The organism is Paenibacillus sp. 453mf (genome assembly GCF_900116105.1).
Taxonomy (GTDB): Bacteria; Bacillota; Bacilli; order Paenibacillales; family Paenibacillaceae; genus Paenibacillus; species Paenibacillus provencensis.
On sequence record NZ_FPAC01000001.1, the window covers coordinates 2,137,394 to 2,162,903 of the forward strand.

At 46.3% G+C, this 25,510-nt stretch carries 23 protein-coding genes; all 23 read right to left on the minus strand.

Translation table 11 applies throughout. The annotated features are described in order from the left end of the window. Positions 1-119 precede the first annotated feature (119 nt). On the minus strand, positions 120-632 hold the full coding sequence (locus BM415_RS10055; protein WP_244533204.1) for a (2Fe-2S)-binding protein: 513 nt from the start codon (positions 630-632) through the stop codon (positions 120-122). Beyond that, positions 629-2,920, minus strand: coding sequence for a xanthine dehydrogenase subunit D (pucD, locus tag BM415_RS10060; RefSeq protein ID WP_091157442.1), 2,292 nt, complete (start codon positions 2,918-2,920; stop codon positions 629-631). The genes BM415_RS10055 and pucD overlap by 4 nt, the downstream gene beginning before the upstream one ends. Before the next feature lie 27 nt (positions 2,921-2,947). Then, on the minus strand, positions 2,948-3,847 hold the full coding sequence (locus tag BM415_RS10065) for an FAD binding domain-containing protein (RefSeq protein ID WP_091157445.1): 900 nt from the start codon (positions 3,845-3,847) through the stop codon (positions 2,948-2,950). Between the two features lie 77 nt (positions 3,848-3,924). Further along, a complete protein-coding gene (locus BM415_RS10070) occupies positions 3,925-4,524 on the minus strand; it encodes a nucleotidyltransferase family protein (protein ID WP_091157447.1) in 600 nt (199 codons plus the stop codon). Then, positions 4,472-5,563: an XdhC family protein gene (locus tag BM415_RS10075; protein ID WP_091157450.1), complete on the minus strand. Its 1,092-nt coding sequence runs from the start codon at positions 5,561-5,563 to the stop codon at positions 4,472-4,474. The genes BM415_RS10070 and BM415_RS10075 overlap by 53 nt, the downstream gene beginning before the upstream one ends. Positions 5,564-5,714: 151 nt before the next feature. Further along, positions 5,715-7,049, minus strand: a complete 1,335-nt coding sequence (locus tag BM415_RS10080) for a 5'-deoxyadenosine deaminase (protein ID WP_091157453.1) — start codon at positions 7,047-7,049, stop codon at positions 5,715-5,717. A 62-nt stretch (positions 7,050-7,111) separates the two neighbouring features. After that, a complete protein-coding gene (gene ggt / locus BM415_RS10085; protein WP_091157455.1) occupies positions 7,112-8,707 on the minus strand; it encodes a gamma-glutamyltransferase in 1,596 nt (531 codons plus the stop codon). Continuing rightward, positions 8,701-9,954: a pyridoxal-phosphate-dependent aminotransferase family protein gene (locus BM415_RS10090; protein ID WP_091157458.1), complete on the minus strand. Its 1,254-nt coding sequence runs from the start codon at positions 9,952-9,954 to the stop codon at positions 8,701-8,703. Before BM415_RS10090 ends, ggt begins: the two co-directional genes overlap by 7 nt. After that, the gene (locus BM415_RS10095) at positions 9,941-11,239 is read right to left on the minus strand and encodes a M20 family metallo-hydrolase (protein WP_091157461.1); all 1,299 of its coding nucleotides are present in this window, start codon (positions 11,237-11,239) and stop codon (positions 9,941-9,943) included. Before BM415_RS10095 ends, BM415_RS10090 begins: the two co-directional genes overlap by 14 nt. Continuing rightward, entirely contained in the window at positions 11,232-12,644 is a 1,413-nt protein-coding gene (locus tag BM415_RS10100; protein ID WP_091157464.1) for an allantoinase, read from the minus strand. Before BM415_RS10100 ends, BM415_RS10095 begins: the two co-directional genes overlap by 8 nt. 60 nt (positions 12,645-12,704) lie before the next feature. After that, positions 12,705-13,061, minus strand: a complete 357-nt coding sequence (gene uraH / locus BM415_RS10105; protein ID WP_091157467.1) for a hydroxyisourate hydrolase — start codon at positions 13,059-13,061, stop codon at positions 12,705-12,707. After that, a complete protein-coding gene (gene pucL, locus BM415_RS10110; RefSeq protein WP_091157469.1) occupies positions 13,062-14,045 on the minus strand; it encodes a factor-independent urate hydroxylase in 984 nt (327 codons plus the stop codon). A gap of 5 nt (positions 14,046-14,050) precedes the next feature. Next, positions 14,051-14,569: a 2-oxo-4-hydroxy-4-carboxy-5-ureidoimidazoline decarboxylase gene (gene uraD, locus BM415_RS10115; RefSeq protein ID WP_091157472.1), complete on the minus strand. Its 519-nt coding sequence runs from the start codon at positions 14,567-14,569 to the stop codon at positions 14,051-14,053. 152 nt (positions 14,570-14,721) lie between these two features. Continuing rightward, positions 14,722-16,329 carry a PucR family transcriptional regulator gene (locus tag BM415_RS10120; protein ID WP_091157475.1) on the minus strand — a complete coding sequence of 536 codons (1,608 nt, stop codon included), beginning with the start codon at positions 16,327-16,329 and terminating at the stop codon, positions 14,722-14,724. A 193-nt stretch (positions 16,330-16,522) separates the two neighbouring features. Next, positions 16,523-16,993 carry a DMT family transporter gene (locus BM415_RS10125; RefSeq protein WP_091157478.1) on the minus strand — a complete coding sequence of 157 codons (471 nt, stop codon included), beginning with the start codon at positions 16,991-16,993 and terminating at the stop codon, positions 16,523-16,525. Between the two features lie 23 nt (positions 16,994-17,016). Next, positions 17,017-17,442 carry a DMT family transporter gene (locus BM415_RS10130; protein ID WP_091157482.1) on the minus strand — a complete coding sequence of 142 codons (426 nt, stop codon included), beginning with the start codon at positions 17,440-17,442 and terminating at the stop codon, positions 17,017-17,019. 185 nt (positions 17,443-17,627) lie between these two features. After that, complete coding sequence (locus tag BM415_RS10135; RefSeq protein ID WP_091157484.1) at positions 17,628-18,830, minus strand: staphylopine family metallophore export MFS transporter CntE; 1,203 nt, start codon at positions 18,828-18,830, stop codon at positions 17,628-17,630. 33 nt (positions 18,831-18,863) lie between these two features. Continuing rightward, positions 18,864-19,625, minus strand: coding sequence for an ABC transporter ATP-binding protein (locus BM415_RS10140; RefSeq protein ID WP_091157487.1), 762 nt, complete (start codon positions 19,623-19,625; stop codon positions 18,864-18,866). Continuing rightward, positions 19,622-20,419: an ABC transporter ATP-binding protein gene (locus BM415_RS10145; RefSeq protein ID WP_091157489.1), complete on the minus strand. Its 798-nt coding sequence runs from the start codon at positions 20,417-20,419 to the stop codon at positions 19,622-19,624. Before BM415_RS10145 ends, BM415_RS10140 begins: the two co-directional genes overlap by 4 nt. A 1-nt stretch (position 20,420) precedes the next feature. Continuing rightward, the gene (gene nikC, locus BM415_RS10150; protein ID WP_091157493.1) at positions 20,421-21,266 is read right to left on the minus strand and encodes a nickel transporter permease; all 846 of its coding nucleotides are present in this window, start codon (positions 21,264-21,266) and stop codon (positions 20,421-20,423) included. Next, on the minus strand, positions 21,266-22,210 hold the full coding sequence (nikB, locus tag BM415_RS10155) for a nickel ABC transporter permease (RefSeq protein WP_091157496.1): 945 nt from the start codon (positions 22,208-22,210) through the stop codon (positions 21,266-21,268). Before nikB ends, nikC begins: the two co-directional genes overlap by 1 nt. After that, positions 22,211-23,710 (minus strand): nickel ABC transporter substrate-binding protein, encoded by a 1,500-nt coding sequence (nikA, locus tag BM415_RS10160; protein WP_244533279.1) that lies wholly within the window; start codon positions 23,708-23,710, stop codon positions 22,211-22,213. A gap of 386 nt (positions 23,711-24,096) precedes the next feature. Further along, a complete protein-coding gene (fumC, locus tag BM415_RS10165; RefSeq protein ID WP_091157500.1) occupies positions 24,097-25,485 on the minus strand; it encodes a class II fumarate hydratase in 1,389 nt (462 codons plus the stop codon). Positions 25,486-25,510 lie beyond the last annotated feature (25 nt).

The window sequence follows — 25,510 nt, forward strand, 5'->3', positions numbered from 1 at the left end:
CAAGTTATCTTCATGCCATTTTCAAGACCAATTGACCAGGACTACGCGGATAGGATAAGACGTCTTTCCAGTTTCCATTGCCAAACGCACCCAGAAAAAAATAAAGTCGTCCAGCTATTCTACTCGACCGAAGCTTGATCCGTCTTCGCAGCTTTCGCACAGGCTGCCTGCTGTACAGCTCGGACAATCCCCCCGTACCCGGTACAACGGCACAAATTGCCGCATAGTGCCTTCTCAATTTGCTCCAGACTCGGATCAGGATGAGCATCCAGCAATATTTTTGTAGTCAAAATCATGCCTGGTGTGCAATATCCACACTGGAATCCCCCTTCATCAATAAAGGCCTGCTGTATGGGATGAAGCTCATCCGCATTAGAAGGTGCGAGACCTTCAATCGTAACGATCTGCTGATGGTCACATTGATAAGCCATAAGCAGGCAGGAGTTTACCGGCTCATCATTCAAGAGTACCATGCAGGCTCCACAGCGACCGATCTCACATGCTATTTTCGTACCTGTCAACTGAAGACGATCCCGGAGGATAGTCACCAGTCTTTCGGTTGCCGGAACCGTCAGCTGAACATCAGTTCCGTTAATCGTACAGCTCCACTCGATCATTTCATTTCCCATCATGATGGCTGCACTCCTTCCTTCGTGTCGCTGAATATGGACCTGATCAGCTGCTCTCTCTGAATGGGCAGCCTATTGAGCCAAATCCCGGTTGCCTGATATATGGCACTGACAATAGCAGGTGCCAAGGCAACCGACCCGATTTCTCCGATTCCCCTAGGACCAAATGGATCATTTTCCGGCAAATTCTCAATAGCTTCTACATCCAGTCTTTTTTGCATATCTTGAATGGTTGGAATGAGATACGTGTCCAGGTTCGTCGTCATATATTCACTATTCTCCATGATCGTATCTTCCATAAGAGTAAACCCGAGAGCCATCCCGCTGCCGCCTTCTATCTGGCCCACATATCCCATCGGATTCATAACCGGACCCGCAGCTACGACATGTCTGATGTCTTCAACCTTAACTTGACCTGACAAGGTGTTCACCTCAACTTCGGCCATAACCGCTGCATACGTATATAAATAATGTCCACCGACGACTTCGTCCGGTGTTGTTGGGTAGTCAAATTTGGTATCAAAAGTGAGCTCTTCGGCTGACGCAAGTTGTGTAATTTCTTGAAACGATATGACCCTATGTTTATCCTGCTCATTCTCCTGGCCCAAGCGCCATATTCCCCCTGGACCGGTTACAAGCTCATGTGCAGGAATACCGATCGCTTCACTGGTTAGCAGAATTAATTTATCTTGGAAAGGTGTTTTTAACCGCTGCAATGCCATCCAAGCCATCGTTGTAGAACGTGACGCTGTACTGGAACCGCTATGTGGTACACGATCCGTATCCCCTATTACGATCTCAAGATCCTCCCTGATGCAGTTAAACAGCTCACACAGCATAATTTCCAGCGTTGATACGAGCCCCTGCCCAAACTCCTCGTAGCTAAAAGCAGCTTCGATCTTGCCTTCCTCATTCAGCCTTAATCTGCCTCCTGCTGGATCAGGTATGCCATAACCCAGACCCGCACCGTGCATCGCAATGGCAGCTCCCTTCCCTTTATGAATCCAAGGGGGAAGCTCTGTACGCTCCTCTTGTATCCATAGATCGGAATGATGAACAGCTTCCCATACTTCCTGTAGACCGTTTGTAACCAGAATTTGCTGACCCAGTGGTCCCGGATCACCGTTACTTCTGAGGTTCCGTCTTCTGAGCTCCCATGGATCTATTCCCAGCTGTGCAGCGGCACGATCCATCTGACCTTCCATAGCAAAGATTGCCTGATTTCCGCCAAACCCTCTGAACTCACCCGAAACCCCATTATTGGTATATACCGAGAGTCCTTCTACATCCACATGAGGAATCGCATAGGGCCCCATGGAATGCTCTGTCGCAAAGCTTAATACAGGTGCGCCAAGTGTCGCATATGCTCCTGTATCGGCCATAATTCGTACACGGTGAGCTGTAATCATTCCTTCCTTTGTAAATCCGGTCTCCATCTCAATCTTCATCGGATGCCGCTTCAAGCCGGCACGCACAGACTCTTTGCGAGAATTATGAATTTTGACTGGGCGTTTGGTTCTAAGAGCAAGAAGCGAGCCATAGGGCTGAACATTCAGCTCATCCTTGCCCCCAAACGATCCCCCGATTGGACTGGAGACGACCCGAATCATTTCCTCATCCATATTTAATATTCGTGATAACTGCATTCTGTCTTTGTAGCCATGCTGAGTAGGTGCATACACACTGAGTCTGCCGTTCTCCTCCGGAACGAACAATCCACCCTCTGTTTCCATATAAGTGTGCATTTGACGAGGGGTATAGTATGTCTCCTTGATGATATGCTCCGTCACTCTGAATGCAGCTGATGCATCCCCCCGCTTCACTTCTGTACGATGTAAAATGTTGCCATGCGGGTGTAGCTTAGGCGCATCTGGTGCAATCGCTGCTTCTGGTGAGCTGAGTGGTGACAGCACTTCATATTCGACCCTGATCAGCTTAAGGGCAGCTTCCGCAATTTGTGGAGTATCTGCGGCGACCGCTGCGATTGCATCTCCTGTATAGCGAACGAATTCATCACAGAAGACAGGCTGGTCAGGGGTAGCAATACCGAAGGCGTTCATTCCAGGAATATCTTTATGCGTAAGCACTGCTTGCACACCAGGGAGCTCTATGGCAGCGGCTGTATCTATACTCCCTATCCTTGCATAGGGATGTATGCTCCGAAGTACCCTTCCATACAGCATACCGGGAAGAGATTTGTCTGTTAAATATTGAAGCGTGCCTGTTACTTTTTCTTTGCCATCTGGGCGGGTATACCATCTCTTTCCGCTGTTTTCCTTGTTTAGCAGCATTAAGCTTCACTCCTTCTCCCATGACTACTATTTCAAGGACTTCCATAAGCCCGATACAATCAGATTAGAAGCCGACTGCTTGCGATAAGATTCTGAGGCGTACAGATCTGTGAAGGTCATAAATTCAGCTTCAATCGTTTCCGCAAGCTTGGATAAAGAGGATGCGTTCATCTTGTGGCCGCGCAGCAATGCTTCACTTTCTCTAAGCCTCATCGCGTGACCTGAGCCCCCGCCTGCTGCAATAGCTATGGAATCCCACTCCCCTGCCTCATTCATTAATCCATGTACAGCGACGGTCACAAGTGATGGGGTAAAGGCTTCTCTCCTGCCAATCTTGTGGAAGAAGGATACAGGCTGGTATTTCTGTCCGTTCGTATTCTTCTTCGTTTCTTTAGGTATATAGATGTTCAGCAGCAGATCCGATGCATTACGCTGTCCTGTTCTCCACTCCTCGAGCCAGGACTCAAGACTCTTTTCTTCAAGCCCGTTCTCGGTTATCCATAGCAGTGAAGCATCATAGACGAGAAGTGCTGGAATGGTATCCCCCACACCCGAAGCGACATTGCCGCCGATTGTGGCTAGATTCCGTATAGAGGGAGCGGCAATGACTTCGGCTGCATCTTGAATGAGCCGGAAGCTGTCCTGAATCTGAGGATGCTCGCTACATGTCCGGAGCTTGCACATGGCACCAATACTCAGCTTCTCTGGATCTTCTGATATATTACGGATCTCCTGAATTCGATCCAGACTGATCAGATGATCGGGCATCAGCGCTGTGCCCATCTCCCACTGTGTTCGCAGAAGCGTGGTTCCCGAAGCCCAGACATAACCTGCATGTAATTTTTCTGCCACAGTCCTCGCTTCATATATATTGGCAGGCTGCCAAACCGTCGGATACGTTATTGGATTATGCTCATTCAATGACATTGAAGTACCCCCTTTAGCTTCCTATGTATCTTTATAGAGAGATCACCTGAATGCAGAAATGTACTGGCTACCTGCCTTCAGTGCAGCTTTTGCTTGATTACAGCAAGCTCTTCCTTTGTATCCGCATCTAGAAACACATCCTTCTCAAAAGAAATGCCGATTCCTTGATAAGAGCTGCTTCGCAGCAATTTTCTGGCTCCTTCATCCCCTTTGAGCTGCATCATAGCTTCAAACATTGTACTGCTGAACAAAATGGGCGGCTTAAGCTCGTCAAGGTCTTTGGCTGCTACATAATCAAGCTCAGGAGAAGATATAAAGCATGCAATCAATTGATTGATGTGAACCTGTTGAATGAGGGGCTGGTCTGCTAGCAGTATCATCGCACACGCTGCCCCATATTCCTTCACGGTACAAATCCCTTGCCTAAGTGAATAAGCCATTCCATTCCGGGCTTCTTGGCACACGGATATATATACCTTCTGCTCTTCGGCTGTCTTCACCCATGTCAGCGGATCATCTGGTCTAACAACCACGACGATGAAGTCCAGCTCAGAAGCAATTGCAGTATGAAGTACCGCGGTTCCCATAGTCATCCCTTCCATCAGAGGAAGATTCACCTTGGGTTCACCCATTCGCTGACTGCTTCCTGCAGCCAGAATGATTCCTGCCTTCCGCATCTGCCTTCTCCTCCTTACCGGCCCCCCATTGTTGACCTCGCTTAACTGAAATAAGCTCTGCGGCAATGGCAATCGCAATTTCCTCAGGACCTTCTGATCCAATGGCTAGGCCCACCGGTGCGTGAAGACGAGGCAAGGCCGGTAGCCCTTCAATCAATTTGGAAGTTCTCGTACGGGAACCCAAAATACCTAAATAGGCGTAAGACATATTTATATTTGTATCTGTATCAGCAGCCGACAACAATTCAAGGAAGGTCCGTTCATGTGGATAGTGATGACTAATCAGCAAAATATAATCTTGGCTTGATACTTTGAGACGTGGATAGATGTCATTTGGAAAACCGACCAAGAGCTCTGCACCCGGAAATCGTTCTGCGGTGACTAACGCTTCACGCCAATCCGCTACCACTACACGAAACCCGGACGCCAGTGCCATGCGAACGACAGGAATCGTGTCATTCCCCGCACCGATTACAATAAGCCTAGGCTTCGGTGTGTAGGTATGAGAGTACAGCCACGCCCCACTGTGCCACTCTTGAGCTGCGGGGCTTAGATAGCTGGTTATTTTGGCACGTGATTTGGAAGGTTCGCTATTCATATGAGGGATGCATTGAACGGAATAGTCTCGAATTCCCCCCACTTCGCCAGAGCAGGTTCTACGCAAATCAACTTGGATTCCGCGATCTAGCAGCCCTCCCATTTCCAGCAGTATCTGCTTCAATGCAGCATCGACGGGCTCCAACAGAATGTGGAGCAAACCGCCGCAGCCCATATTTTCGCCCCAAGAGAGATCATCATCCGGGCGCATATCGTAGACGATTTTTTGTGGCAGTCCTGTAGACATTACATGCTCTGCATGCAAGGAGAGATCGGTCTCTATACATCCAGGACTAATGCTTCCATACATGAGCCCCTGTTCTGCGAACAGCATAGATACACCTTGCTTACGGTAGGCATGACCTTCTACATATACAGCGGTAGCAAGCACAAGCTTCGTTTCAGTGGACTGAACCAGCTTGCAGATATCATGCATATCCATACCGAATCCCTCCTAATGATATTGGTTGCACAAAGCTGACATGGCTTCAGAATGCATAAATACGAGCGGCAGCTGCCGCCCGTATTCGGGACAATCCATGTGGCTCTGGAGTTCGCATAATATACGAAATTGAATTATGCAAGCTCTGGAATTATGAAATATGCTTATTTCTTTTCAATAATCTGGCTATACTTTGATCTGCTTCTCTCAGAACAATGCCCCTGTCGATGGTCTTGACCATCCGATTCTCAAGAACAATCTGACCATCAATGATCACTGTTTCGACATTGCTTCTCGTGGCTGAGTAGACAACTCGGGAATAGATATCAACCTCATGAGATGGATACGTATGAAAATCATTCAGATCGAGCAGAACCAGATCTGCCTTCTTCCCAACCTCAAGGCTTCCAATCTCTTTGGCCAGACCGAGCACTTCAGCACCGCCCATTGTAGCCATGAGAAGCACCGTTCTCGCATCCATGACCGTCGGTCCATGCTCTACTTTATGGATGAGTGCTGTATATCGCATCTCCTGGAACATATCCAGATTGTTATTACAAGGAGCACCGTCCGCACCAATGCCTACGTGAACCTGTCGGTTCAACAGATCCGGTATATCAGCGATACCGGAGGACAGCTTCATATTCGAGCCTGGACAATGCGTTACCTTGACATCCCGTTTGCGAATAATCTCCTTCTCTTCTTCACTTAGCCACACACAATGTGCAAGGATTAACCTTTGATTCGCCAGTCCAATGTGATCCAGATATACGACGTTGCGCATGCCCCGCTCATTCTCGACAAGCTCAATTTCCCCTTGATTCTCCGAAGCATGGGTATGCACCTTCACATTATATTGTGCAGACAGATCACGAACTTCGGTCAAGAGCTCCTCTGTACATGACACAACAAATCTCGGGCAGAAGGCATATTGGATCCTTCCTCCGCCAAATCCGTTCCATTTCTCAAGCAAAGCGACGCTCTGCTGCACGGAATCCGCTGTTGTCTCTTGCAGCGGCAGCGGTACCTCATCACCGTGATCCATCATGACCTTTCCAGAGAGGGCTCTGATTCCACTCTGTGCAATGGCTTGAAATGCAGATTCTGTATGGTGAACGGTCTCCATATCCAGAATGGTGGTCGTCCCGCTGGCTATCAGCTCACCCAGCCCGAGCAGAGCCGAATAATAGACCGACTCCTCATCATGCGCTGCTTCCAGCGGCCAGATCCGCTTGCGAAGCCAATCCATGAGCTCCAGATCGTCCGCTCTTCCACGGAACAAGGTTTGGCACAGATGGATATGTGTTTGTATGAATCCAGGCAGAAGTGCTTTGCCTTGGGCATCAATGATTTGATCAGCTGCAACCTCAATACTTGCAGCAATTTCTTTGATCCGGTTATCTTCTATTAATAAATCACCTTCCAGCACTTCTTCATTCGGATTCATGGTGACGATTTGAGCCCCTTTAATGAGGATCGTTCCCATATGACGACCTCCCTTGATCTAGATTCATATGCTCGGGTGCTCTTCACAAATCAATTGATCTCTTACCATCCGATGGCAGCGCCGTCGCCGCGCGGATCAGCAGCCCCGCTTCGCAATCCGTTCTCTTGAATCAGAATTCCCTGGGCCTGACCCATCAGATCATCCCATGGACCGAGGGCACGTACTTTATGTCCCATCTCTTCGAGCTCACTTAATATGGCATCATCAAATCTCTGTTCCAGCTTCAGTTCATCCCCTTCTTCTCCCCAAGTGCGCCCATACACCCAGCGAGGCAGACCGATGGCTTCTTGAACGGATAAGTTGTAATCCAGCACAGCAGTGAGGAGTGACAGCTGGGTTTGCGGCTGTCCTTCACCGCCTTGGGTCCCCAACAGCAGGTATGGCTTATCGTTTTTGAATACCATTCCAGGCATCAAGGTATGGAAGGAGCGTTTGGCTGGTTCCAGTACATTTGCTTCACTTGGATCAAGAGAGAAGAAGGAACCTCTGTTCTGCAAGACGATGCCGGTACCCTCTGCCATATAACCAGAGCCAAAGTCGAAATAGAGGCTTTGAATAAAGGAAACTGCGTTTCCTTCACGGTCCACAACCGCTGCATAGGCCGTATCCTGACCCATTGCTTTGGAAAGTGTCGGCTCCGCCTTATTCGGATGCTGTTCGATCTCCTGCCATAGCTTATCGGCATATGGCTTAGACAATAATTTGTCCAGAGGAATCTCTCTAAAATCCGGGTCTGTTAAATATCGATCACGATCTCGGAAAGCCTTCTTCGTCACTTCTGTCATGAGATGATAATAAGTACTGGAAATGCGTTCGACAGAGGATAGCTCCGTATGCTCAAGCATGTTCAACATCATCAGCACAGAGAAGCCTTGCGAGTTCGGAGGCATTTGATATACATCAAAACCTCGATAATCTGTAGATACAGGGGTTACCCATTCACCGGCATGATTCTCAAAATCCTCTTTTTGCAGAAAGCCTCCATCCTTCTTCACGGCATTCGTAATCTGATCCGCAAGTGCCCCCTTATAGAAGACGTCCTTCCCGCCGCTTTGCAGTAATTTAAGCGATGCTGCCAGCTCTTGCTGAACAAGAATGTCGCCTTCCTCGATCAGTTCTCCATCCTTTAAAAATACGGATGATAGTCCTTGATCCGCCCGGATGAACTCCTCATCCTTGACCAGCCATTCTCTCAAATTGCGAGATACCGGACATCCGTTCTCCGCATAGAAGACTGCAGGAGCGAGCAGCTCGGACCACGCGAGCTTTCCGAACTTCTGAGAAACTTCCCACCAGGCATCCACCATCCCTGGCACCGTCAACGCACTCAGCACGCCGCGCTGCGGAATCGATTTAAGCTGCATTTGTTCAAACATTTCTCTGGTCAGCATACCAGGTGAGCGGCCTGAACCGTTGTATCCAGATAACTTCCCTGATTCTGCATTATAAGTCAGAAAAAAAGAATCGCCACCCAGTCCAGTCATATGTGGATACACAACAGCCAGGGCAGCACTTACTGCAATCGCTGCATCATAAGCATTACCGCCATCTGCCAACATTCTCGCACCCGCACTACTGGCTAGATAATGTGGTGAGGTAACCATAACTTCCATACCTACAGGCATTTGATTCAGCATGAAATTTCCTCCTTATTAACCACAGAGTATACATCCAGTGCGGCCTGAACCGCTTCACCAGCCGGCAAGCGATACCCTTCGCGGATGAGGACAGCCTCCAGAGCTCCCAAGGTGTGGAGCACATTTTTCTGATTACAGCTGAAGCCCATCGTTCCAATTCTCCATATTTTCCCTTTCAATGGACCGAAGGAACTGGCAATCTCGATTCCGAATTCATGTAGCAATCTGCTGCGAACAACTTCTCCATCAACACCCTCTGGGATATTAATGCAAGTTACGCATGGGAGCTTGCTCTCTTCATTACCGAACAATGTGAGGCCCATCCCTTTAATTCCTTGCACGAGAGCTCTGGCATTAAGTTCATGTCTTAGGAACCTTGCTTCAAGACCTTCTTCCAGCAAAATTCTGAGTCCTTCATGAAGAGCGTACAGCATGGATGTCGCTTCCGTGTGATGATTCAGCCTTGCAGCACTCCAGTAATCCTGAATCTGGCTCAGATCAAAATAGTTGCTTCGAATCATCTGTCCATCATTCGCAAGTTCAATATTAGCGGGGTCTCTTAGTCCTCGCTCAACTCGTTTACGTGACAAGAGCTTATACTCGATTCGGTCATTATAAGTAATCGGAGCCATGCCTGAAGGAACAGAGATACACTTCTGTGTACCTCCCATAACAGCATCGAGCATCCAGTTATCTGTCTCTACCGGTACGCCGCCAATGGTAGCGACCGCATCAACAACAATTAGAATATCAAGCTCTCTGCAAGTTCTGCCTATCTCTGCGAGTGGCTGCATCTGCCCTGTAGAGGTCTCTCCATGCACCATTGCAACAATACCTGGCTTATGCTCATGAATCGCTTGGATCACCGTCTCTGGATCAAATACACCGCCCCACTCCGTCTCTATATAGACGACGTCTGCTCCGCAGCGTTCCGCAATTTCAACCAGCAGGTGTCCGAATCTGCCATAGATCGGAACCAGCACTTTATCACCAGGCTGTATAATGCTTACAAGCACCGCTTCCAGTCCAGATCTGGACGTACCGTCTACCGGATAACTCCACTGATTATTCGTTTGAAATACATCCCTGACCAAGTCCATCGTTTCATTCATTAAGGACGTAAATTCGGGATCAAATTGACCCAATATAGGAAATGACATGGCTCGGAGTACACGTGGATCTACCTCCACAGGTCCCGGCGTCATGATTGTTCGAAGTGAAGGGTTTAGTTCCTTATATTTCTTCATCTGTCTTCCCCCTGTAGCCGTATTGATACAGCAGCTCTATGAGCACTTTAAATCCTTGATCGATCTGTTCGCGTGACGTATACTCCAGCGGATTGTGACTGATCCCGTCCTTGCTGGGCACAAAGATCATTGCAACATTGCATATGCTCGCAAATATCTGGGCATCGTGTCCGGCTCCGCTTGGCATTTTCCGATAACTGAGCTCTAATTGCTCACATATATCTACGGTTTTCTCTACCCATTCTGGATTCATTGGCGTCGGTTCAACAGATAGATGCTCCTCTGAACGGGCAATTAGCTCATATGAATCTGCAATAGCTTGAATTCGTTGTAAGATGAGCTCTGTAAATTCATGAAGGATAACTTGATCCGTATGTCTGATATCCAGTGTAAATTCGACCGTTCCCGGTACCACATTCACTGCTCCAGGGAATACTTCTACATTGCCGACGGTTGCTACCAGCGGATCACCATAAGCTATCGCAAGTTTCCTTACTTCGCTAATCATCTCGGCTGCTCCTGCCAAAGCATCCTTTCGATAAGACATTGGCGTCGTGCCTGCATGATTGGCCTCACCATGAACCGTGATATCAATTCGCTTCTGCCCAACAATTCCGGTCACGACGCCAATGGACGTATTCGTTCGTTCCAGTACCGAGCCCTGCTCAATGTGGAGCTCCACATAACCAGCAGGTGCTAGGATTCCAGAAGTGTGTCCTGAACCAGGTCCAAACCCCACTCCTTCAGCAGCCTGCTGCAATGTTATTCCGTCAGCGTCTTTAAGTCCTCCGGTTACATTCCAGCAGCTAAGCCCAGTTATGCTCCTTGATCCCCAAAAAGCAAAAGGAAATCGACTGCCTTCTTCTTCGCTAAGTGATAAGGCTACCAATGAACGATGTGGATCTCCGTATCTTTCCTTCAAATACAGCAATGCGGCTATGCCTGCTGCTACACCCAGCGCACCGTCAAACTTGCCGCCAGATTGAACAGTATCAATATGAGATCCGGTATACAGCGGAGCATCGTTCTCTGTTCCCTGCAAGCATCCATATAGATTACCAGCTTCATCAAACGATACAGCAAGCCCTCGTTCCTCCATGAATTTCGCCAAATGATGCTGCGCCTTCAGCCAAGAAGGAGAGTACAGCAGCCTAGTGCAGCCTCCCGCCTCACTGGCGGACATTTCTTCTAAATCATCCAGCAGTTTATGTAGAAGAGTTGAATATGCCTCGAACGCTTCTTCCTGAAGCAACGGCAATGATGTAATATCAGCAGAATCAGGCATATATATCTCCTCCTTTGCTTGCAATCGTCTTCCTTACTCCAGCCGGAAGGAATCTTCCCGGCTTCTGCTCTATTAATCCCGTAACATCATTGTAGACTAGAATGCCCCGGCTGAATGTACCTTTAATTCGGCACGAGAAGCTTCTGTTCAGATAGGGTGATTGCGGATGGCGGTAACGTATTTCCTCCTCGGAAAGTACATAACCTTGATTGAAATCGACGATAGCGAAGTCTGCATCTTTGCCAATCTGAATTTCTCCCTTGGTTCCAGCTAATCCGAATCTTGCCGCTGGATTTGCTGAGAGCAGTCTTGCAATTGTCGTCAGTGGAATGCCTCTCTTGACATACCCTTCGTCAAGCATAAGAAGCAAAGTGCTCTGAGCACCAGCGATACCTCCCCAGATCTCGAAGAAATTATCGGTTTCTTTCATAGAAGGAGGGCACGGTGAATGATCCGAGGCGATGATATCAATCTGTTCACGCTCTATAGCTTCCCACAGCTCTTCCTGCTCTGTAACGCTTCTCAGCGGAGGCGCACATTTTGCAATGGCTCCTCGTTCAAGCACGTCCTCCTCGTTCAAGACCAGGTAATGGGGACAAGTCTCTACGGTGACATCCAGTCCGTTCATCTTCGCGGTCTGTATAAGCTCAACGGCACGCCGTGTACTAATATGTACAAAGTGAAGTGGACAGCCGGTCTCTTTGGCATAGACTAATGCTCTTTGAACGGCTTCAATCTCCGCTTCGGGTGGACGCGAGTCCAGGTAATCTCTTGCAGAGACATAGCCCTGCGATTGCTTGGCGTATGACAATGCGCTGGTCATCTCATCACTCTCAGCATGAAGTGCTAACACCCCGCCGATCTCGGCAATGCGCTTCATTCCCTTAATCAGGGTCTGATCATTCGCACGTGTAAAGATTTCTTCCCCTTCACCACCCGGCTCAGACATAAAAGCCTTGAAGCCGGCCGCACCAGCGTTTGCAAGAGGTGCTAGTTCATCTAGATTACCTTGAACCAAACCACCCCAAAAAGCATAATCCACATAACTGTGATCCTTCGCCCGCGCCTCCTTCAGCTCCCAGCCACGCATTGTAGTCGTCGGAGGCACACCATTCAGCGGCATATCTATATAAGTTGTAATGCCACCCACTGCCAGAGATGCAGAGCCTGTCTCGAATCCTTCCCATGAAGCCAGTCCCGGTTCATTGAAGTGGACATGCGCATCGATTGCCCCCGGCATAACGACAAGACCTGCTGCATCATATATCGTCGTATCCCCATCTGGAATCAATTGCGGCTCAATCGCGATAATGACTCCGTCATTAATGCCGATATCCATCTTCTCTACTCCATGCGGCAATACAACTTGACCGCCTTGGATAATGATCTCATAATGTGATTTCATCAGAAGCCCTCCCTTAAAGACGCATAGCTTATCTATAGCTGAGGCATCTGCCGTCTTATGTTAACTCCCTCTATAAGTGCTGTAGCCTCCAGGTGAAACCAGCAGCGGGACATGATAATGTTCCTCTCCGTTTGCAACAAAGAATCGCAGCGGAATTACATCCCAAATCGAGCGGATTCCCGTTTCATTCAAAAATGATTCAAAATACTCTCGCACATAAAACCGGAGCTCATAAGTTCCGCTTGTCAGCTCTTCCTCGAGAAAGGGAGCATCTATTCTTCCGTCATCATTCGTTAGCGCTGACACCAGGTATTTCGCTTCACCTGTGCTCTCAATGAAATAGAGCTCAACTTTCATGCTTCTTCCCGGTATACCTCTGCTTGTGTCCAACACATGGGTCGTCAGTTTGCCTGCCATCTATACACTTCCTGCTTCTTGAGGCTTGTTCTCATAAGCAGCAAGATCCTCCTGAGTCATAGAGAAGCCTTGGAAGCCATAAGGTGGGCGCGGTTCAGTAAATACGGAACCAGGACCTTCATCTACGGTTTCTACAATCGTTTCCCATGTACGGTTATTGGACTCAAACGATACTGCTTCCAGCTGACTGAAGTTTTTCAAGATCCGAAGACCGATAAGATAGATTAGATATTGAATGGATGGAGAGTTATTCTCATGAAAAACGGTTGCTGCAATATCGCGGATTTGTTCTGCGTCAACGTAATTCTGACGGGTATCATCAAGTCCGTCAGCCGGATTCTTGTATTTCCAATGGATATCGAGGAAGATAAACAGCGGTCTGTCAGAAGTTTCGGGTAATGTTGTATATTCATCGCGGACAAAACCTGCAAATCCGCTGCCTTTCACTTTAATAAGCCGTAGATTTTTCACACTGCTCTGGGCGTAGGTTAATTCAATATTCTCGCCGCTTCGCTCTACCTCTACACTCGCTCCTGCACTTTCGTTGTGCGAGTATTTGAAGACGAGATCGCTTGGGGCAATGCCATCAGGAGAGCCAATCTGGACATTTTCGAATGGCACTTGTGTAGCGTTCATACGCACTCCGGTCATCTGCGGATAAGTCTCAATGAAACGGCGGCTTGCATACTCCAAGAAACCTTCTACCGTAGCTCCGGTGTAGTGAGCGGCATGTCTCAATATAAAATTCTTCATTGAATCCGTTGCAACAACGAGGGAATTGTCACCCTCTGTAAAAGAGGTAAGAAAATCCTCGCCCTTCACCGCAACTTTAATATTCATTCCGAACAGAACATTTTCTCTGCCGCGAAAAGGAGATTCAGGAACGACCGTAATCCCTGTGAGCGGTTTAGCATAGGAACGGAACACCCACACATCTCCCTTGCCGTAATACATCGTTCTGGATTCCAGCTGCTCTCTTGTCATCTTGATTACCTCTCCTCTTCCATATGTTCTTTCATCCATGCGTCAAGCCGGTACCAGCTGATGAGATATACTTCTCGAAGAGCTGTATCAAATTCCGTCTCATAGCTGTTATGAACACGTTCTTTGATCGCAGCGATGATCTCGTCCGCCGATTTCCCTTTCACCGCAATGATGAATGGGAACTCAAAGGTCTGCGTATACTTCTGATTCAATTCGGACAGTATACTGTGCTGTACCTCCGACAACGTTTGAAGTCCAGCTCCCGCTTGTTCTTGGACAGAATGATTGCTCATCGCGATTCTGGCTCCCAAATCCGGATGGTTTCGCAGAAGGATCAGCTTCCGTTCCGTATCCGCCGATTCGACGGTGCTCTTCATTTGTTCGTGTAGTTGAACCATCGAAGTGAATGGCTTCTTGCTGTACGACTCCTCTGCAACCCAAGGTGAATGTTCGAATAAAGTGCCGAAGGCTTCTGTGAACAGTTCTTTAGTATAAGAGTTAACATCATCTATTGATAATTTCAGAAAGACTCACCTCCGGATCGAATTTATATGAGCATTGTAGTGTGCGAAGTAGCCATGTGACAATATAAATCACGCGATTTTGTTATATAAAATAACGCAAGCCATATCCTTTGTGTCTCATGCACGTATGGATTGTTACATTTTCACAACAGTTACTTATGCACTCCCTGATCCTGAAGAAATTTGCGGAAGGTAAAAACAAGCTTGAGCTTAAGCAGATCATTCGATTTTTTGAAATCCATTTGCAGCAGACTGCTTATTTTGTCCATTCGGTAAGTCACGGTGTTACGGTGCACAAAGAGCTGCTTCGCAGCCTCATTGATAAGTCCGTCATTCTCAATAAACGCTTCAAGAGTGTTCATTAACACCTGTGTCGGATCTCCATCCTTCACTAAGAGAGGTTCGAGCACTTTGTTGCAGTATGTCTCCATAATGGATTCAGGAACATGCTGAAACACATAGGCGAATTCGAGCATCTCAAATTGCAGCGCTGTATCCTGCATTCCGAACCGGCTGGCGATCGCCCGTGTATCGAGGCACTCCTGGAATGCTTCACGCAGTGATTTGGGCTCATGCTTCATCTTGCTGATCCAGAATCTCGGTCCTGCACCTCCCGGCTTCCTTCCCCCTATCAAATCTTCAAATCGCGAAGTTAGAAACCTAGAGAGCTCTTCACCGTAATCTTTGTCCGCCGGACATGCATAAATGGATAGAATTCCCTCATCCATCTGAATATGGTGTGATGCAGTCAGCTGCATCATCGGATTATACTGAAGCTCCCGATGCACCTGCTTGATCAGCTTCCCTTCCACATATCCCTCAGACTCGATTGTCGTCAGCACACATTGATAGGTCCCCGAATCCTGAAACAATTGAACCCCCAGCCCTTCCGACCTGCGGATCAGCTCTTCACAGCCCAGCTTGCGGTCCAAATACTGCTTCACGATTACTCTAATCTCATCCTGAACGGTGGGATTAATGTGCTCCCGATAGGTCATATCCATATAAAATGCAAGCACCTCGGAAGCCTGCTGGAACAGCTCCTCCTCAGCCTTAAGTCCGTACGCCCCATCTGTGTAAATTAACAAGAATCCATAATCCTCGTCCTTTTGCATAACAGGCACACGATAACAGCTTCCATGGTCCCATTTGACGCGGTGCATTACATTTTTGAAGGGCCAGCCCTGCTGGATATTCGTATCCTTCATTTCTTCGCTAACATACAGCATATGGCCACGGGAACCGATCACTGCAATGGGGTAATTCAGGACGGCAGCTAATTTCGAGAAAACATCGTTCTTCTGGTCCTGTTCAAGCGCAAACTGCATAAGTCGCTTCTGCTTATTTACAACGGTCTCCAGTGTTCGTGTATTCCGTTCATATTCGGCCTTAAACAAGGCATTCATCTGATCTGAAAAAGTAAATTGAAAGGGGAGTTCAAGCAGCGGTAGTTGAAGCGCATCCGCTTCCTCAATGATCTGTGCAGGAATGTTCTGCCAGAATCTGCCCAGCTTTACACCGAGTCCTGCACAGCCTCTATCATTCAACCGGCGCAGCAGCTTAACCGCATCATCCTCGCTGTCCTTCATGACAAAAGCGGTGGTGAATAACATCTCGCCCGACTTGATCCAATCTGCAATATCAGGTGCATCCATGACATTCACTGACTTGAGTGTCCGCATGGTCCCTTCAGCACCCGCAACAAGCTTTGCTTCCGAAAGCGGATATATGGATAAGGCTTCTTTTACCGTTAACTGCATTGGAACACACCTCTTTCATATCTAACATATTATGTAATGTTAAACCGAGTATTGTTAACTATTATAACATCAAAATGCACTTTGGGAATATACAACAATAAATATTTTTCTCCAAAAAAAAGAACGACCCTCCATCCACATCTAGAGTCGTTCCTGTTCTATATTTATTTTGGTTCTATGGATAACAGAACTGTTATTCGGATACCCTGCCCCTCTTCTTATCCCCCAATCGTTCACCGTATTTAAACAGCAGGATCCCTCCGATGATGACCAGAACACCCAGCATTTTGTTTACTGAAAAATCGATTTTTTCCAGTCCGAACAGTCCTAACGAATCAAACAGCACGGCAAAGCCAAGCTGAGAGGTGAGTGTAATCGACGTTGAGAAGGTCGGACCGAGCAGCTTAACCCCTTGCATGAGGCTATACACAACCGCTACTCCAATCATTCCACTGAACCAGTACCAAGGCTTCATATGCTGAAGCTCGAACGTATCTGCCCCTTCAAAGATGAGGCTGGCAGTCAAGGCAGCGATCGCTCCAAGTCCCAGCACAATGGTAGTTGTCAGCCAAGAGCCGGTGTGCTCGTTCATTTTGCTATTAAAGATCACCTGCAGACTTACGAATGCTCCGGCAACCAGAGCCAATATAATTCCAAGTGCCATAATAATATAATTTCCTTTCTGCTTTACAGCTTTAATATGATGACACCCGATATCATCATCGCTATGCCTATTAAGCCGGGAAGCGTAATTTTCCGTTTCATCACACCAAACCACCCGTTTGTATCAACAAGATAAGTAAGACTAAGCTGGGCAATCAGCAGTGCTGATATGGTCAACGTAACCCCTACCTGTTGAATGGCAGATACTTCACTAAAAATGATAATCGCCCCCATAGCTCCACCGGTTATATAGAGCGGCTTCACATTCTTCAGCTCTTTCCAGCTCCGATCACGTATGAGCATAAGAATGAATAAAGCTAGAATAAATCCAGTTAGCTGTGTAATGGTTGCAGCCTGCCATGTCCCTACATCGGTACTGATCTTTGCGTTGGCGATTCCTTGCAGTGTAATACAGGCTCCTCCCAATGCTGCATATAAAATACCTTTCACTTGCCGTGTTCCCCTTTCGTCGTTACGTGTAGCTTACTTTGTTGAAGCTGACTGTTACTATTAAATAACACGGTGAAGCATTAGAAAAGGACATATGTCCTCAAAATAAAAAAACACAGATAACCGTATCGTATCTAGGATACCGTTATCTGTGTTTTTCGAACCCTATATATATCTGCTCTCCTCTATACACTTAGAGATGAGTTCTTCGGAGTCTTCTCCATTTGCTTCTTGCTGACCCCTACCACAAGCACTGCTGCAAGTGCCAGTACCGTACAAACAGCAAACATCGCTTGGTAAGATAGAGACTGGATTACAATCCCCATAACGAGCCCGCCTAAAGAATACCCAAGGTCATACGAGGACATGAATAGCCCCATTAGTACGTATCTTGATTCCACAGGCAGCACAAAAGACAAATATGTCGTCAGTGTCGGATAAAGCAGTGCAACAGCAATTCCGTTAAAGATGGCAGAGATGTATACTAAGCCTCCAATTGAATCCATCAGCACGAGCAGTAGCGATCCTGCGGCGGCACATAGAAGCATGGATGAGATCAGAGCCGTATTCCAGCTTCCATCAGAAGGGATCTTTTTGCGCAGTACAAATCTGCAGCCGACAACGACAATACCTTGAATCATAAGATACAGACCGGCACTGCCTGCTCCACTTGACACCATGTATAGCGGAAGAAAGGTTGCCGTCGCTCCAAAGATACAAGACCCTAGAAGCATGACGATTGAACTGACCAGAAGCGGTCTGCTCTTTCCAATCATCCCAAATGACTTAAACATCTCTGTTAACGTATAAGATTTCTTGTGTTTCGTCTGCTTTGGAAGTGAAACGCTGAAGCCGACCAAAAGGGTTAGTGCCCCGATAGAGATGACAACGAGTGTATAGATCCAGCCCATTCCGCTCTCCCATACCTCCATTGCTACGATGGGTACAAACAAAGAGGGAACCATGGTGAAGAGTGTGTACATGGACATGCCCTGAGCACGGTCTTTGTCTGCAAGCTGTTCAACAATGCCTGTCTGCATCGTCATGGAGAAGAAAGCCGTTCCTGCTCCTTGCAGCGCTCGCAGCCATATAAACCCTTCTGCTCCACTGAAGGTATACAAGACGAGACATAGAACGTGAACAAGCAACAAGCCTCTCATTACAGCCAAAGGTCCATATTTTCCCATGAGCTGTCCCGCATAGGGACGCAGAAACATACATGTCAGCATGTATGCCCCCATCATAAGACCTATTTCGGCTTGTCCGATGCCTTCGGCTTCACTTTGAAGCGGCAGAATAATGGTCAGTAAGGAATTAGCTGCAAAGAATAGAAACGCTAAAATATAAAAACGAATAAATGATATCGAAAGAGGCTTAAGCTGACTCAAGTGCCTGTCTTCCTCCTTTACACATAAAAGACCTTAAAAAATTGAAATCAGCTCTTTAGTATAGTCATGTCGTTCCTCAGAGAACAACCGATCAAGACCGAAATGATCAACAATTTTCCCTTCTCTCATTACCATAATACGTTGACTCATTTGGGCCACAGCAGCTAAATCGTGAGAGATAAATAGGTAAGACAGATTTAAGGTCTGGCGGAGTTCTGTCAATAAAGAAAGAACCGCACCTTGAGAGATGACATCAAGACTTGCGGTAGGTTCATCTAATACAATCAACTCCGGTTCGATACTTATGGCACGTGCAATGGTCACACGCTGACGCTGTCCGCCACTCAATTCATGCGGATACTGATTGGCAAGCTTCTCAGGTAATTCGACTGCTTCGAGAAGCTGCTTAACATAGGCTTCCTTAGAAGTATAGGTAAAATGCTGAAGATTAAGCTTTTTATGATATTGCTCGTAAGGATCTATTAGCGAATCTTTTACTTTTATTTTTGGATTCAAAGCAGCAGAAGGGTTTTGAAAAACGATCTGCATCTTTTGCCGAAAAGGCTGCAGCTTGCGTTCATTAAGATTCTCAATAGCTTCATCCTTGAAATAGATTGAACCATCGCTGATTGGTTCAATTCGAAGCAAACAGCGGGCAAGCGTACTTTTACCACAACCGCTTTCACCAACCAAGCCTAAACATTCCCCCTGATTCAGCTCAAAAGAGATGTTGTCTACTGCCGTTTTTTCTCCCTCATAAGATTTAGTTAATTGTTTAACAGTAAGCAGCTTCATATGATGACCCCCTCCTGCAAGTGATTAGAAACGCTGCGCTGAAGTGTCGGAGCGGCCTTGATTAGTTCTTTAGTATATGCATGCTGTGGTTCAAAAAGGATCTGGTCTTTCTTACCTGATTCAATGATCTGCCCTTCCTTCATCACAGCTAGATGGTTCGCATATCGTCTGACATGACGCCAATCGTGTGTAATAAATAGTATGGCGAATCCGATCTCTTTTTGTCGTCTTGCCAGCAATTCAAGAATTTTATGTCCAGAGATACTATCAAGTGCCGTAGTAATTTCATCCGCAATAATTAAATCTGGTGACAGCAGAAGTGCTGTTGCAATAGATACACGTTGAAGCTGCCCACCGCTTAATTGAAATGGATATCGCTTCAAGAGAGAACCATTTAAACCAACAGAATTTAGTGCTTCCAAGGTGTTATTCATCCGAGTGGATGCATCTGAAATTCCATGAATCTTCTGATATTCTTCAAAGTGCTGCCCGATGGTTCTAAATGGAGTGAAGGAGCCTTGATAATCTTGAAAAATATATGATATTTTCTTACCCCGAAGGGATCTCATCTCTCTATTTGTCAAAGACATAAGATCCTGTTGTTTAAAATGAATATTCCCATGTACCTGCAAGTTAGCCGGAAGCATTCGACCAATTGCATGAGAGAGCAAAGTTTTTCCACTCCCGCTTTGACCAACTAGTGCAAACCATTCCCCCTCACGGATAGAAAGGGATACATGATCGACAAGCTTCTTTTCTTTGCTGCTTACTGAAACTTGCTTAATCGAAAGCATATTATCCCACCTCTTTCTTCACGTCGAAATAGTCGCGCAAATAGTCGCCGAGCATATTGGTTAGCAGTACCGCAAGTACAATCGATAAACCAGGAAACAGCATAAGCTCTGGTTTGGATTGGAAATAAGGCCGTGAATCATTTAACATAGCTCCCCATTCCGGAATAGGAGGCTGAGCTCCGAGTCCGATATAAGAAAAAGCAGAAATAAGCAAAATGATCTTACCCAAATCAAGACTAGCAAGGACGAGAACATGTCCCACAATGTGAGGGAACAGATGCTTACGCATGATTTTGGATGATGACAGCCCATTCGTTTTAGCAATGAGAATATAATCTTTTTGAGACTCGGATAATACTGTACTTCTTACGAGGCGAGCGTAGCTTACCCATTTTACCATAACAATTGCAAGAACAAGGTTGTTAATGCCTGCGCCGAGCAATCCACTAAGGACAATAGCGACAATCGTGTCTGGTAAAGCTAGAAATCCATCAGCTATCCGCATAAAAATACGATCAACCATTCCACGTTTAAATCCTGAAATAAGTCCAAAAGGAATTCCGATCAAAAGGGAAACCAATAATGCGAGGAGGCTGAATCCAATCGTTTGCTGAGCACCTAGTAATATCCGGGTAAGAACATCCCTGCCAAGCTGATCTGTACCAAATGGATGCTGTAGACTCATTCCCTGTAGACGCTGATCCAGGTTGGTTAATGTAGGATCATGCCGTAAGAATAAGAAAGCATAGATGGTAAGAAAAAGGATGAGGAGTAAGCTCACTATTGCTACTCCCCCTTGCCACACACGCTTTTTAGATCTTGGCAATTGTAGAGTCAAGCCTTTCATTAGTAAGTCTCCCTTTCTTTAAGCTTCATTTCAGGATTTAAATAACGATAAGATAAATCCACGAATGTATTCACAATAAATACAGTGACCGCCATAATTAAAATGTAACCTTGAATTAAGGGATAATCACGCTGACGTATCGCATCCACAACAAGCTTACCAACCCCTGGATAGGCAAATAATACTTCAATAACGACAACTCCTCCAATCAGACTTCCGAGACTAACTCCGAAAAAAGTGATGACTGGAGGGAGACTATGGCGAAATGCATGCATAAAAAATATTCTCAGCTCCGACAATCCACGCCCTCTTGCTGCACGGATAAAATCCTGGCTGAGCGACTCTAGCAAGCTCGAACGAAGCAGGCGTACATATACGCTAGAGATAGCTAGACCGAGAGTTAGTGAAGGCAGGATCAGAGTGATCCAGCCGTCTCTTCCCATGGTCGGAAGCCAGTGAAGACGTACACCAAACAAATCAATGAAGATGAGACCCAACCAAAAACTAGGAACAGCTGCTCCAAGAATGGAGAGAACCCGACTTAAATGGTCAATCCAGCTATTCCGGTAAAGTGCCGATAGAGAACCCAGAGGAATGGCAACAATCAGCATTACAATCAAGGCTCCAACAGCTAATTCTAGTGTTGCCGGAACACCGGTTAGAATGACCTCCATTACGGGTTGACCGGTAATATAGGAGTTGCCGAAATCAAGCTGTATGAAATTAAGCAGCCATTGTCCGTATTGAACAAGCAGCGGTTCATTAAATCCCATTTCCTCTCGTAAAGCGTCAACCTGCTCCTGGCTTACAGATAATTCATCCACATTGAGGATGGTGAGTACCGGATCGCCAGGTGCAAGCCGAATAAATAAAAAGCTGATAAATGTAATAAATAATAAAAAGAATAATATCTCGGATAATTTTCGAGCTAGAATTCGAAGCATTTAATTCACATCCAACTTGTTTGTAATCATGTAGTATTCACTCCGAGTAGTCACCCAATTTTTCACTTTATCTTCGTTGTAGGCAACGATCGTCGAAGGGTGCAGTACAAACGAATTTATCACATTCTCGTGGACATAGTCAGCAGCTTGCTCTGCCAATGCCGCACGTTCTTCCTGATTGACCGTTCGGTTAAGTTCATCAATAATAGCCGTCAGCTCAGGCTCCTCAGTACCGCTAAAGTTGAGGGCGCCAGTAGGATGATAGGTTGCATTTAGATAGTACCCAGCGTCCCCCCGAGGGGCTGTAAGATTACTATATGTCGCAAGATCCCAATCTCGGTTTGAAGCCATATATTCCTCAGGAACATCGATTTGACGAATTTCAACCTCAATTCCTATTTGTTTGGCGTCAGATTGAAACACTTGAGCTATTAACGGCAAGTCCGCTCTTGCACTATAGGTTAGCAGGGTGAATTTAAGCGGTTCACCGTCTTTTTGCATAACACCATCAACGAGAGAATATCCCGCTTTTTTCAAATGCTCGACCGCGATTTCTGCTCCTGTTTCACTTGGTTCGTAGGTTGGGGCAAAAGGCAGTGACGGTAAAAATGGTCCAACGGCTGGTTCTGCATGACCTAATAAAATACTATCGACAAGCTTTTGGCGATTAATCAGGGCATCTACGGCACGTCGCACATTGATATCCTGAAGACTCTCTCGCTCCATATTCATTGTCATCTGATGAACACGGAATGTTGCAGTAGACTCAACTTTAATTCCACCCTGAGCCTCAAGTGATTCTAAACTTTCCGTCTCCGGACGATACACAATATCAACTTGACCGGATTGCAAAGCTAGTGTTCTGGCATTAGCATCCTCATTAAACGAAAACGTAACAGAATCTAGCTTTGAAGCACCATCCCAATAACCCTCAAAGCGCTCTAGCTCAAGCTTGCTGCCTGGAGCAAAGGATTGTAATACAAATGGGCCGGTTCCTACAGGATTGTTAATAAAATCTGTCTCTGTTACATCAATGATCGAGACATTAGGATTTACTAGTTCAGATACAAACTCTGGGAATGGCTCTTTGGTTGTAATCTCGAGTAGGTATCCTTCAGCTTTGATTGTATCTATTTTAAGTGCATTCTGTATTGCAACATTTTCATTCATTGCCCGCTCAAGGGAAGCCTTCACTGCTGCTGCATCCATTGGATTACCATTGTGAAACTTAATATTTTCTCTTAGCTTAATTGTCCAATGCTGACCATCCTCGCCTTCCCAGCTTTCAGCAAGCCAGGGAGCAACAGTCAGATTTTCTTCATCAAGACGCACTAGAGTTTCTGTGATTCCCGCTCTTAAAGGAACGTAGCTTGAATCCACATGAGGATCTAACGAGTTCGTTGAAAAATTGTATAGAAAATGGAGATGTTTGTCTCCCTCGCTGCTGCTTTGTGAGGTGGAAGAACAAGCACTGATCAAACAAATACATATTAACAACATACTTATCTTAAGAAGGTAAGTTCTTGTATTAGTTTTGTATTTATTAGAATTCAGATGATTCAAATTGCTCTGTTTCGGTTTCATAGAATGATTCTCCTTTTAGTATCGGTATTATAATTGGGAACTGCAGCACGCTTATTGACCTACTATCCTATTGAACAGATCGTGCGTTATGTATAAGAGGTGACTGCGTAAGATACCTCCTTATTAATGCATTGTATCTGTAGCAGTTCGTGTTATGCCATTTCGTAACTATTACGAACAACAGAAATTAATTTATCGTAATCTTTACGATTTGTCAATTACTATTTTCTAAATCTTCTCCTGTTCCCATGCAAAAAAAGCCAGAGAACAATTCTCTGGCTTTGGTTCGATGATATCAATGATTATGCTTTTGGTGCGATCATTTTGGCTGGAACGACATACTCCTCGAACTGTTCTTCTGTCAGCAGTCCTGTTTCCAGAGCTGCTTCCTTTAAGGAGAGGCCTTTCTTATGCGCCAGCTTGGCAATGCTCGCCGCGTTCTCATATCCGATGTGTGGATTAAGCGCGGTCACCAGCATTAGTGAGTTATTCAGATTATGTTCAATCTGTGAACGGTTCGGTTCGATTCCGATTGCACATTTGTCATTGAATGCAATAATCGAGTCCGCCAGCAATTGAACAGACTGCAAGAAATTATAGATAATGACCGGCTTAAATACATTCAGCTCAAAATTTCCTTGGCTTGCAGCAAAACCAATTGCCGCATCATTCCCCATAACCTGAGTTACAACCATGGTCAGCGCTTCGCTCTGTGTCGGGTTCACTTTACCTGGCATGATCGAGCTGCCCGGCTCATTCTCAGGAATCGTAATTTCACCAAGCCCACTGCGCGGACCGCTCGCAAGCCAGCGAACATCATTAGCAATCTTCATCAGATCAGCCGCTAAAGCCTTAACTGCACCATGAGTATATACGACTTCATCATGACTCGTCAGGGCATGGAATTTATTCGGAGCTGAGACAAAATCTTTACCCGTAATGCTGCTTATTTCGGCAGCTGTCATTTCACCAAATTTAGGATGAGCATTAATACCCGTACCAACAGCTGTTCCGCCGATGGCCAGCTCTTTCATGGATTCAACACTGGTCTTGATCATTCGCTCGCTCTTTGCCAGCATCGCTTCCCAGCCGCTTATTTCTTGACCTAATGTTATTGGAGTTGCATCCTGCAAATGAGTTCGGCCTATCTTGATAATGTCCTGAAACTGTTCCGCTTTATTGCGGAATGTTTCTTTAAGCACGGAGATGGCAGGAAGGAGCTGATCTTCCACTGCCAATACACCTGCGACGTGTAGTGCTGTTGGGAACGTGTCATTAGAGCTCTGAGACATATTCACATGGTCATTCGGATGAAGCCTTTCCTCTTTGCCCTGCTCAGCAAGCCACTTATTACCTAGATTGGCAATTACTTCGTTTGTGTTCATGTTGGATTGTGTACCGCTTCCGGTCTGCCACACAACCAATGGGAAATGATCATCAATGCGCCCCGCAAGAATCTCATCCGCTGCATAACGAATCGCCGCTGCTTTGTCTTCAGACAATTTACCAAGCTTCAAGTTGCTCTCAGCCGCACTTTTTTTCAATATGGCAAAAGCCCGGATCACTTCTATTGGCATCTTCTCTTGCCCGATCGGAAAGTTCTCCTTGCTGCGCTGTGTTTGTGCGCCCCATAATCGGTCAGCAGGCACCTTCATTTCACCCAATGTGTCTTTCTCAATGCGATATTCCACTTGCAACTCCTCCTTAGGCATATGA